This window comes from Nostoc foliaceum FACHB-393, assembly GCF_014698505.1.
GTDB lineage: Bacteria > Cyanobacteriota > Cyanobacteriia > Cyanobacteriales > Nostocaceae > Nostoc > Nostoc foliaceum_A.
Map to the genome: position 1 here is coordinate 71,876 of NZ_JACJTD010000036.1, position 11,530 is coordinate 83,405.

An 11,530-nucleotide genomic window follows, 5' to 3' on the forward strand; every position below is an offset into this window, starting at 1 on the left:
CTAAATTTAATTTCTCTGAGATGAGTTAGTTAACCATTGTTCTTGATCAGGACTATCTTTGGCAATAACTACGTAAATTTGTGCTTTATGTTCAATGATTAAAACTTTTTCCCCACGTTGTGGTGCAATAGTTGCCCAGTCTGGTATCACAGCACTAATTGTTAAAAAATTTCGTTTGATATCTAGCACATCTACTTGTCCAATTCTGCCTTGATTATCGGTAGGAATGTAAGCAGAGGTAACAATACCAACGCAACCTATCAAGCGATCGCTACTCGCATCCTCGCCAAACTCGGCAAAAATCTTGCCAATTGGTCGTGCTATCAATCCTCCCATTAATAAACTGATCATCAGCGAACCAAATAATATAACACTTCCAACAAAAGCAGTAATATTACTATTTGAAGTTCCACTAATAAAAACATTTAACATCCACCCCAAAACGCCCCACAGGCTTAAATCTGTTGCTAGTAACAATATGAGTGGTGCTTTACCAAAACCTACCCATCCCAGGAATTGCCCAAAGCTCAATTCGTTACTGCTATCTGCATCTAAGTCTGCATCTACATCAACATCTGCATCAACATCTTGCCCTCCCCCGCCGGAAATTATCATAAAAAAGAACAACAAGACTCCAATCCCCAGAAAAATCCAATAGGGCAAGTTGGCTGGGCTAAACAGCATAATATTTTGTAAATGATATGTGCTGGTAGTTTTATAGCATCTAATCCATTTGAATTTCTTTTATTAATACTACAACTGTCAATACAAAAAGATACATTTTTATCTTATGAGTATTTGCTTGAAAAACAAATATAAATTTTATTTAAAATAAAATATAATTGTTAAATAAATATTAACCAAAGCTTAAGTAAATAAAAGACGATTTAACTCATCCCACAGCATTTCATCAAAAGCTGTGGAAAATCGAAGTCATTAGTACCAATGATTAATAACTTTGGAAATGGGAGGAATAGCCGCCCACTCAATGAAGGGATCGGAGGAATAGTCGATTTTCTTTGATTACCGAAAAATGTCTATTTTTTTAAATACAGTCACATCGCATAATTATATGAAGTCAAAAAAAATGTTTAACTTTAGACTAGAATAATATTTTAGGTAGTATAAAATACATCAATTGCTCATCAGTGAAGGTAAGTAAAGGGAAAATATACCTCTTCACTATTGACTAAAGCAAAATTTTCTCCTTTAAAATTTATCCATCTAGGAGCTAGAATTGTTACCATAATTTCAGATTAGATGTTGAAACCTTGATCCAATCTGAAACCTTAGAACTATTAGAATGGCCTCGCCTCTGCCAGCACCTTGCCACCTTTGCGGCAACTAAGCTGGGGGCGACAGCTGCGCGTCATCTGAAAATACCCGATTCTCAGACCCAAAGCGAACAGTTGTTAGAGCAAACCAAAGAAGTCTACCAACTGGAAACTCGCCTCACCACGGGACTGTCATTTGAGGGAATTCAAGATATTGGTGATTCCTTAGAACGGGCAGAACGCAGTGGAATTTTGGCAGGGGATGAACTGTTAGCGATCGCTACCACCCTTGCTGGTGCCAGAAATTTGCGCCGTGTCATTGACAATCAGGAAGATTTGCCGATATTGACTGATTTGGTTGCCGATTTGCGGACTTATCCAGAACTAGAACAGGAAATTCACCGCTGTATTGATGAACGGGCCCAGGTAACTGACCGCGCGAGTCAAAAACTGGGAGAAATTCGCACAGACTTGCGGCGAGTACGCAGCCAAATTACCCAAAAGCTGCAAAATATCTTACAGGCAAAATCTGGAGCAGTTCAGGAACAGCTAATTACGCAACGGGGCGATCGCTTTGTCATCCCCGTAAAAGCACCCCAAAAAGATGCCATCCCCGGCATTGTTCACGATACATCTACCAGTGGTGCCACCTTGTACGTGGAACCTAATTCGGTAGTACCTCTAGGCAACCAACTGCGGCAGATCATCAGAAGAGAGCAAGCCGAAGAAGAAGCGGTTCGCCGTGCTTTGACAGAACTTGTAGCCGCAGTCAAACCAGATTTGGAAAGATTGTTAGCGATCGCTACTACTTTGGATCTGGCAACCGCTAGATCGCGCTATAGTTACTGGTTAGGAGCGAATCCCCCGCGATTTATCAAGCGGGAAGACAGTGAAATCATTACCTTGCGGAACTTACGACATCCTCTGTTAGTGTGGCAGCAACAGCATGAACAAGGGCAACCAGTAGTTCCTGTAGATTTACTGATAAACCCGTTGATTCGGGTAGTGACCATTACCGGGCCAAATACTGGCGGTAAAACTGTAACCTTAAAAACTTTGGGGTTAGCAGCATTGATGGCCAAAGTGGGTTTGTTTGTCCCCGCCCGCGAACCAGTGGAAATACCTTGGTTTGATAAGGTGTTGGCAGATATTGGCGATGAACAATCTTTGCAGCAAAGTTTATCCACATTTTCTGGTCACATCCGCAGGATTAGTCGGATTTTAGAAGCATTGGGTACTGGGAACTTGGGACTGGGGACTGGAGAAAAAGAAATTCCTAATCCCCAATCCCTAGTCTTACTCGATGAAGTCGGTGCAGGAACCGATCCAGTTGAGGGTAGTGCTTTAGCGATCGCCTTGTTGCAATATCTAGCCAACCACGCCCAGCTAACGATCGCCACCACTCACTTTGGGGAATTAAAAGCCCTGAAATACGAAAATGAGCGGTTTGAAAATGCCTCTGTAGAATTTGACGAAAGTACTCTCTCGCCTACCTACCGTCTCCTGTGGGGCATCCCGGGACGTTCTAACGCTCTGACTATTGCCCTACGCTTGGGATTAAAACCAGAAGTGGTAGAAGAAGCGAAAATTCAAGTGGGAGAGGCCACAGATGAAGTTAACCAGGTGATTGCTGGCTTAGAAGCGCAACGCCGCCGCCAGGAAACCAAAGCGGCCGAAGCCCAAAGTTTGTTGCAGCAAGCGGAACGTTTATACAAAGAAGTATCAGCAAAAGCCGCAAGTTTGGAGGAGAGAGAAAGTAGTTTGCGGGCTTCACAGGAAGTAGCAGTAAAACAAGCGATCGCTCAGGCGAAAAGTGAAATTGCCCAAGTGATTCGCCGTTTGCAGCAAGGTACGCCTACAGCCCAAGAGGCGCAGCAAGCAACTAATGCCTTGAATCAAATTGGCCAGCAATATCAGCCAGCAACGCCAGCAAAACCAAAAGCTGGGTTTATGCCCAAAATAGGCGATCGCGTCCGCATTCCCAAACTCGGACAGATAGCGGATGTGATCACCGCCCCTGATGAAGATGGCGAGTTAAGTGTTCGGTTTGGGCTAATGAAGATGACTGTGAAGTTGCAAGACGTAGAATCTTTAGATGGTCAAAAAGCAGAACCAATCGTCAAACCTAAATCAGCCCCAGCACCAGTAACACCACCACCGCAAAGTGTTCCAGAAATTCGCACCTCGCAAAACACCATTGATTTGCGCGGTAAACGGGTGGCTGATGCCGAATATATTTTAGATAAAGCCATCTCGGAAGCTACAGGCCCAGTCTGGATTATTCACGGATACGGCACTGGTAAGCTGCGACAAGGAGTTCACGCCTTTCTGCAACATCATCCCAGAGTGAACAACTACGAACCAGCAGAACAAGGAGATGGCGGCAGTGGTGTTACCGTTGCTCACATCAAATAAAGTTCACTTGCAAATGGTAATCTTGAGAATCTTTAGAGAGAATACCAACCAAGATTTACTGTTTGCGAGTTTCTTTATTAACTCAATCGATTAAGAATCACTGTTGAACACGTGAATCGTCGTCTAAAAACCTTTAAAATTTTGGATTATAGATATCGAAATCGTCACCGACGTTTTGGTTTAAGGTCGAATTGGGTTGCGGGGATTTATAATCACGAATTAGCCCTATAAATCGGAGCAAAAAAATAAATTGATTAAATAATTTCAGTAATTAATAAATAACTGAAAACATGTATGCTACCAATTTATTTAGTCAGAAAGGAGTAGAAAGCTAAATGCTATATATAGCATTTAGCTTTAATATCTCTGTTATGTTAATTTAGTTCCTCCAAAATTTGATTTATCTTGAGTGAGTTATGTAAGTTTTCTCCTTTCCCCACAAATTTTCCAGTTTAAACTAAGAGCCTGCGTAATCTATGAGTTTTGCCGACTTAGCGCCAGCCGCCCCAGCCACGGCGACCCCAGCCACGGTGACCCCAGCCACCGTGACCCCAGCCACGGTGACCCCAGCCACCTCGAACCCAGCCACCAGCTACAACCTGCTGTTCATCTTTGGATAGCTCTTCAAGCAAATCAGATTTAACGACTTGGTTTGACATAATTGTTGACCTCACTTACTTAATCAGGTATCAAACATATATCTACAAAAAAGACATATGCTTAATACCTATGGTTTTATTTTTAAAACTGTTTTGTAGAGATTAAATTATCCTAAAGGTAGAAATAAAAAAAATAATTTTATCACTTATGGAACATGAAAAATATAGCCTTTAGTCACCTTAAATTTCTTGATAAAAGCTGCAAAAGATATTGATGTTTTGTATCGGCTCAATAATTCGGTGTAGCAAAGGAAAAAAAGTGAAGCGAGGTACACACAGTGTCATAAAATTTGTCTTGCACCGACGGGAACAAAGCCCTTAGTAGACTTAAATAATAAACCTGTTGTGTTATTTCTTTCATGTGCGTGGTTTGTGGTTAGAGCTATAATACCAACTAAGTTGGATAAAAATCAATTATCCAATATCTTCAAATGCTGACTTTATTAAATTTTTAAGTTTGTCATCAGTTTCATGGAGGCATCAATCGTCCTGATGTCGCCCAACTTGTCCTGAAATAACAGGCTGCACACAAGCAAAACTGAGGTGAGATGATGTCCAGCAGCAAGAAGAACCTTTAGCAACAGGCAAAAAATTTGTATAGTAATTATGTATACATGAAGACCAAGTAATAAACATCAAGAAATTTCAAAATTTAAAACCGCAAATAAATTAGGAGGTATTCTACATAATTACTTAGCGATAATTAGCGGTTAGCATTCTTAAGATTGTTTATTTATACTCTTGTACGGAGCTAGCAGCGAAAGTCGAGTAAACCTTAACTAGAATTGATAATTTTCTACTTTGTTGAAAATAAATTTTCATCTAGAGTAGGACAAAGATCCCTGCTGTTTACCACATAGAAAAAATCTAGCTGAAGCCTCAGGCTCATAGCTATGGGAAACCAAGCTAGATGCTAGAGAGTCTGGTTTCAAAATGGGTAACAGCAACATCCCCTATCAGCTTGATCACCTATGCTAAAAGTTATGCACTCGGCCGCCAACTCAGCCACTCCAAATTCCCAGTGGGAGGATTTAATCAAGCTTCCAGCCCCAAACACAGTTCAATGGGACAATATCAAAACCCAATTAGACTTGGTGCTGTTGGCGCTAGAAACTTTAACTGGGATTGGTTCAGAGGCTATGCTTTCAGCGGCAACTGATCTGAATTTAGAGTCAAGAGTGCCAGACCGCGTAGCTTTATGGCGACTGCGCCAATCAAATCCCCTACGCAAAGGTCAAGGAGGGCGAAAAAAGCTAGATGTCGAAGAAGCGCGATCGCTTGTTCTGATCATCTGCTACCTAGCCAAACAGCACCAGGAATTGATTCGCCGCGCTGTCGGTCTGTTGGAACAAATGGCAGAAAATAACCGGGAACCTCACCAGGCTGCTTTACTTGGAGACTATATTGATGCTTTTTGCAACACCTACCAAGAGCGGATGGAAGAGGACGAGAAAATCTCAACGGATTTACTTACCAACCTGGCACTAAAACTGCTTGTAGATTTACTTTTTTACAGTGCTCCTGGTGGGCATCGCCGTCTCTGGCTAGCACTTATAGATCGTTCTACAAAATTTTAGATTTGAAATTCCTCAACCAAAATTCGCTTTGGAAAGTTTGCTAGGTAAGGATTCCTTTTTGATAGTCGTTAGCTGTTGGGCGATGCGCTATCAGTACTGCTTCCTCCTTGCATAAAGGAAGGAACCTGACAAAGCTATGAGTGGAGGAATCCGCCGTTTCAACTTTTCTTTGCAAGCAACTGGCTCAACTTTTTGCAAAATCCCAAATAGTCTTCTTCGCAGTTCCTGCCATGCCTCTATCAAATTCTGTCATTCGTTGCTACACACCGCCTACTTGCACGCTAGAAGTATTCGCCCAAAGCTCACCTCTGTCCCGTTGGATGGGGAAAACTGTCCTCAAGCACCTGAGCTTTGAGCTACGTTTTGATGATCCCCGACTACCAGAAGAACACAGAGTCCCAATTCGAGGCGATCGCGACCAACTAGAAGCCTTATGTGATGCAGTTACAAACTACGTACAAGAATTCCTTCAACAGCCTCCAGAAAGCTTTTGGGTCAGCTTCTCCGGTACCCAGCAGTCAAGCACAGCACTGGATGAGCCGGAATTAAAGTCCTCAACAAAAACATTAAATTCCTTTAATACCCAGATTTCTGGGGCAAATATCCACCTAGAACCAAGCAGCTATTTAACTCATAATTTATTTCTCGGTTCTCTTGCTAACCACTCATCTGGCCCCGTAATTCAACTCAGTCTGCTGCAACTATTTGATTTGGCAAGTGCTTTAGATGAATACTCAACTGATGTCATGGCACTCCCAGCTCTCAATAGCAGGAGTTCGACTTTGAGGTTCCCTGCTTGGACCCCTATTGCCGCAGTATTAGTATTAGGTGTAGGTTTTTTACCAGTTACTTGGCAATATGCTAACAATATTAGGGAAAAGCAACAGCAGACAGCTAAAACAGCAGATCCAGCAGCCCTAAAGACTGCTTTAGAACCTTCACCCTCACTAAACTTTCCCACGCCTGAACCTGGACTTACCACTCCATCAGATAATTTACTAGGTTCTACCCCTCCACTTTCTACATCCAGTTTGCCCCAAGCACCTCTAACAGCCCCTAGTTCCAGTTTCTCTACACCGCCACCTCTATTTCCAAATAATGCACTGACAATACCGCAGGGTACGACTTCAACCCTTCCCACTAATCGAGCGATGCCTTCTCTGCAAGACGCTACGCGAACGGCGAGCTTCTCTACGAGACGCTCCGCGAACGCTAACGCACCATCCAGCAAAACCCCAGGACAGGAAATAGCCATACTACCAAATCTGGGACAGAACCCTACAGGGGCAAGTCCCCAAGCTGGTACTCTCCCTCAACTGCGGAATTTGCCACCCAGACTATCTGCTAACACAAGCAGCTTACCAACTAATATCTCACCAGTCCCTCCATCTATTGGCACTATACCCAATAATAGTGCTAGCAATATCCCTACCCAACCTTCCCCACTAAACTCACAACAGCTAGAGGAAAGAATTAATTCTCTACAGCCACCTTCTCCTGGAGATAAACCTGCTTCACAACTTCCCTCCTCTAGAACTGCGGATAATAATCCATTCATCGATCAATTAGGGGATGGACGCAAAACCCCTACATCCACAGAAGTGGCTACTGGCACTTTATTTGATACACCCCAAATAGCAGAAGCTAGAGAATACCTAAAAAAACGTTGGCAACCACCCACTGGACTAGGACAAACATTAGAGTACAGTTTGATAGTCAGTGTTGACGGCACAGTTGAACGAATTTTTCCCCTTAATAAGGCAGCAAGAGAATTCGTTGATACCGCTGGGATGCCTGAAGTTGGTCAACCTTTTGTTTCCGCCAATACACGCGGACAAAATGTCAGAATTCGAGTTGTTCTCAGTCCTGATGGCAAGGTACAGACGTTTCCAGATGAATAAGTAAACTAATCCGTTTAATGCCACTTGTAAAACTGGTACAAATCTTGTGCCAGTTTCTATTTAATCCAATTGCTCTTGAGGTTGCCTTTTGGAGTCCAGTTACCAAACTGGTCTTACTATTGATACCAGTAAACCTACCAATCAATACAATTACTGTTAATACCAATTCTCCAAAATAAAACTACTGTTACAAGTCTGGCAACCCAGATTAAATCTTACGCCTATTAATTATGAATTGGTATAAATAACTCATATAAAAGGTAGGAAATATGCAAACAATTGGTACTCAAAAAGACAGTCCCGCTTGGGTTATTCAAACTTGGGCAGCTTTTGTGATTTCTATTTCTATGACCACCTTTGGTATTGTAAATTTGCCTGTGAATACTTGGGTAAAAGGCTTTATGGGTATGGGTTTAGCTTTTTCTGTTGGCTCAACTTTTACTTTGGCAAAAACTACTAGAGACTTGCACGAAACTAGAAGATTAACTGCTAGATTAGACGAGGCAAAAGTAGAAAAATTGCTTTCACAACACGATCCTCTAAATTTAAAATGAAGGCAGTCATACCAATTTTAGATTAAGATTAAAACGCTTTACCAAAAAGCTGTTAGAAATTAACTATATTACCAAAAACAAAAGGACTGGTATATCCAGTCCTTTATTATATTAATTTAACGTTTTTATCTTAATAACGGGATTTTTTGGTCTTTAACTTTTGCTTTTTACGCCGACGTTCACTAGCAGCAACTGCCTGTTCTACCGGATAACCCACTACAGGAATTACCTGATATTTGCGCTCATCTTCTAACTTTTTCAGTTGAGTGTAATCAACCCAATGAATGCAATCAACTGGACAAGTGTCAATTGCTTCTTGGATAATTTCTTCCGCGTCCCCATCTTGCCGAACCACGCGCGATCGCCCGTAATCTGGTTCAATGTAAAAGGTGTTACGTGCAACATGAGCGCAGTGCTTGCAACCAATACAGGTGATTTCATCAACATAAACACCATTTTGGCGCAGAATACCGCCCAATTCCGGTTCTAAACCAGAACGTTCTGGGGCATCCCGTAAAAAACCCCCTAATTCTGGTTCCAAACCGGAACGATTGTCTTCTTGTTCTTCCGGCGACGGCAGAAAATCAGCCATTACGCACTCCAGCGCTGTACTACTAGGCGAATTGAACCATCTTCATTTTTTTGTTGTTCAGACACTTGAAAGCCAACACGAGCGGTTTCTTTCACAACTGTTTGATAAGCATAACGCTGTGTTACCTGACGTAAAAATCCATCTACAGACAGGTTTTGCTGCCAATATTGCAAATCAGCTACCAGTTCATATTCCTTGCCATTCCATCTAAAGCCGATGTCGTAGCCATTTTCCTGCTCAATACTAACTTCCGCAGGATGGGTTTGACCGCGATAACCGCGTACTTCGCGTGGGCCGGGTTTCCAGTCTATGCCCAATTCAGTCAGAGCATCTTTTAAAGAATCAAGGTTACGGATTTGAGTCTTAATTTGGCTAAAGTGTGACATGGTGGTTGTGAATTAATTACACTAAACTACTGTGAAAACTTACCAATCGCTGTAAGTGGTGTGTGTATTCGCCACATTAGATTGCTGCACCTTCGCGGCGAAATATTCTGAGGTTGGCTCATGATTAAGTACTTGCCCCAGCTGTGCCTCTATTGCTGCTGTAACCTCAGCGCAAGAAGCACCCACAATGCCAGTGACTTTCTCTTGTACCCGACCGTCTGGATAGATTATGAACTCTAATGTCTCCATGCTCTTGGCCAACCACGATAAGTACGCTTAAATTTTACTGCTTTAGCAGAAGGCTACAAATATAGCCATCGGAACATTTTTACTTAGATACAAACTTGCCATTTGTTAAATAATGTTCCATCTCTCAACATATATATCTCAGAATCTTTACAAAACTTATTAATTATATAAGCAGGCACATCAGTCTTTAGTTAGTCTCTCTTAACCTTACCAATTAGTCAAGGTAACTACTAAGCTTGCTAAATAAGCTGTAAAAGTCCTAAAAATAACCATTAGACGTAGTATAGCCAGCAGGGCAATTCACAAAAATATAAAATTTATTGAAAAATTTTATCATTACCATTAGTTTAGACTTATTTTTAGCAAGGGTTCTAACTTAGGTTAGATGCAGCGCCGGGTATCCTGAAAGAGCACTAGCTGTTTATACCTCTTGAGTACGCGGTAACAAGTAACCTCTGGGTCACAACTAATCATTAAGTGAAAACACTAAGTGAAAACACTCCTTTGGATTTATGAACTTATAGAAGGAGCTAGTTGCCAAACCCTCGAATACTCTCTAATCACTTGCCGAGCCTGATCAGAGATAAATATTGTAGCTGTTTGGACAGCAATCTTTATGCGATCGCACTTTTAGGTATGCGTGTAATATGTGTAGAAGTAACTTAACTTAGACATCGCTCTTTACACTACAACAGGCGATCGCTCTTTACTCTATATCTGTATATGCAAGCATTGCTTTTGGCACAACCACTCATGCTGTCACCATTTCCGAAACTGAATCTGGGGATGCTGGCTCAAAATCTAATACCATAATTTGCTCTGGGCGTAAACCGACAGATTCGTAAGTGCAGCCGTTGCGATCGCTAAATTCAACCTCAAACGCAGCACCACCAGCTAATAATTCTACTACTGTCCCAACTTGACCACGCTACAGGTTATATTCAGATAGATCAACTGTCAGCGCTACTACATCCAGCAAGTCAATTCTAATTTTATTCATACTTCATAGCTTTGGTGGAGGCAAGGAACCCCTGAAATCTCCACCGTCCCAATCAGATCCATCAAGCCAGCCATCATCTTCAGCATCCCACAACAACATATATGCAAGCAACAAGGTATTGATAAATCGCTCTACAGGAATTTCCCAATGTTTAGCCATCTTGTCTAATTGCACTTTTGTTATTGAATTCGATGATGTAAAACATTGCAACACATCATCATGGCTACAAGACCATCCAGAAATGAATTTATCAAAATAAGGTTTATATTTCTCTGTTGGATGATGTTTCTTAAAGTTAGTAAAGCGAACTTCTTTAAAAAAGTCTAGTTTTAGACCAGCAACAAGCCCATCAGAATCTTTACCATCAATATAGTAATAAAGTGAAGTACCTTGACCATTAAAACTGCGAGCAGCACGAATAATTCTGAAAGTGACGAAATCATCTCCCTCGAAATCTGCAAGAACATCCTTTATTGCCATATAGACCGTATTCAGTACTCAAGTATTATTTTTAGGGTTCCCAAACCATAACAAAGCGTTACATTATGACATAAACAATTTTTATAAAAAGGATACGGTTCGGTTTATTTACCTGATTATCACTTGGCGATGCCCAAGCTGCTTAGAATAGTAGTGATAGAAAGGATTGTAATTATGAACGTCGTCATTCCTAATGAAATATTAACCGCAACTCGGATGACTGAAGGCGAAATGAAGCAGGAAATTGCAGTGATGCTCTTTCAAAAAGAAAAGTTAACCCTTGCTCAAGCCAGCCGATTTGCAGGGATAAACCGTATAGAATCCATTTGACATCTTTTACTATCTTGAAGTACAGTTACCGCAAAAGCCGTATCCAGCAGTCATGCCGTACTCTAGCAGCCTAACAGACGAAGAGTGGGAAATCCTTGAACCCCTACTGCCGA

Annotated in this window: 11 protein-coding genes and 2 pseudogenes; 6 read left to right on the forward strand and 7 right to left on the reverse strand. The window is 41.6% G+C overall.

All coding sequences use genetic code 11. The annotated features are described in order from the left end of the window. Positions 1-6: 6 nt before the first annotated feature. Positions 7-684 carry an OB-fold-containig protein gene (locus H6G92_RS24995; RefSeq protein ID WP_190896844.1) on the reverse strand — a complete coding sequence of 226 codons (678 nt, stop codon included), beginning with the start codon at positions 682-684 and terminating at the stop codon, positions 7-9. 587 nt (positions 685-1,271) lie between these two features. Here H6G92_RS24995 and H6G92_RS25000 point away from each other — a divergent pair. After that, the gene (locus tag H6G92_RS25000) at positions 1,272-3,689 is read left to right on the forward strand and encodes an endonuclease MutS2 (RefSeq protein ID WP_190896845.1); all 2,418 of its coding nucleotides are present in this window, start codon (positions 1,272-1,274) and stop codon (positions 3,687-3,689) included. A gap of 81 nt (positions 3,690-3,770) precedes the next feature. Next, positions 3,771-3,920: pseudogene (locus H6G92_RS25005) on the forward strand (IS5/IS1182 family transposase); the annotation flags it as partial. Between the two features lie 260 nt (positions 3,921-4,180). Here H6G92_RS25005 and H6G92_RS25010 read toward each other — a convergent pair. Beyond that, positions 4,181-4,348, reverse strand: a complete 168-nt coding sequence (locus tag H6G92_RS25010; RefSeq protein ID WP_190896848.1) for a hypothetical protein — start codon at positions 4,346-4,348, stop codon at positions 4,181-4,183. A gap of 971 nt (positions 4,349-5,319) precedes the next feature. Here H6G92_RS25010 and H6G92_RS25015 point away from each other — a divergent pair. The 3 genes from H6G92_RS25015 to H6G92_RS25025 all read left to right on the forward strand — a co-directional run bounded on the left by H6G92_RS25015 (position 5,320) and on the right by H6G92_RS25025 (position 8,380). Further along, positions 5,320-5,925 (forward strand): DUF3038 domain-containing protein, encoded by a 606-nt coding sequence (locus H6G92_RS25015; RefSeq protein ID WP_012406938.1) that lies wholly within the window; start codon positions 5,320-5,322, stop codon positions 5,923-5,925. A 230-nt stretch (positions 5,926-6,155) separates the two neighbouring features. Then, complete coding sequence (locus H6G92_RS25020; protein WP_190896850.1) at positions 6,156-7,826, forward strand: DUF4335 domain-containing protein; 1,671 nt, start codon at positions 6,156-6,158, stop codon at positions 7,824-7,826. 269 nt (positions 7,827-8,095) lie between these two features. Further along, on the forward strand, positions 8,096-8,380 hold the full coding sequence (locus H6G92_RS25025) for a YiaA/YiaB family inner membrane protein (RefSeq protein WP_190896852.1): 285 nt from the start codon (positions 8,096-8,098) through the stop codon (positions 8,378-8,380). Positions 8,381-8,510: 130 nt separating this feature from the next. On the opposite strand, the gene H6G92_RS25030 is transcribed toward H6G92_RS25025, so the two are convergent. The 5 genes and pseudogenes from H6G92_RS25030 to H6G92_RS25050 form a co-directional block, all read right to left on the reverse strand. Further along, positions 8,511-8,972 carry a ferredoxin gene (locus tag H6G92_RS25030; RefSeq protein ID WP_190896854.1) on the reverse strand — a complete coding sequence of 154 codons (462 nt, stop codon included), beginning with the start codon at positions 8,970-8,972 and terminating at the stop codon, positions 8,511-8,513. Continuing rightward, positions 8,972-9,358: a DUF1257 domain-containing protein gene (locus H6G92_RS25035; protein ID WP_190727888.1), complete on the reverse strand. Its 387-nt coding sequence runs from the start codon at positions 9,356-9,358 to the stop codon at positions 8,972-8,974. The genes H6G92_RS25030 and H6G92_RS25035 overlap by 1 nt, the downstream gene beginning before the upstream one ends. A gap of 39 nt (positions 9,359-9,397) precedes the next feature. Beyond that, on the reverse strand, positions 9,398-9,607 hold the full coding sequence (locus H6G92_RS25040; protein ID WP_012406943.1) for a DUF2997 domain-containing protein: 210 nt from the start codon (positions 9,605-9,607) through the stop codon (positions 9,398-9,400). Between the two features lie 751 nt (positions 9,608-10,358). Next, positions 10,359-10,607, reverse strand: a pseudogene (locus H6G92_RS25045) (DUF4926 domain-containing protein). Positions 10,608-10,610: 3 nt separating this feature from the next. After that, positions 10,611-11,087 carry a hypothetical protein gene (locus H6G92_RS25050; RefSeq protein WP_190896857.1) on the reverse strand — a complete coding sequence of 159 codons (477 nt, stop codon included), beginning with the start codon at positions 11,085-11,087 and terminating at the stop codon, positions 10,611-10,613. Between the two features lie 174 nt (positions 11,088-11,261). Between H6G92_RS25050 and H6G92_RS25055 the strand changes: the two genes are divergently transcribed. Beyond that, complete coding sequence (locus tag H6G92_RS25055; RefSeq protein WP_190896859.1) at positions 11,262-11,417, forward strand: UPF0175 family protein; 156 nt, start codon at positions 11,262-11,264, stop codon at positions 11,415-11,417. Positions 11,418-11,530: the final 113 nt, after the last annotated feature.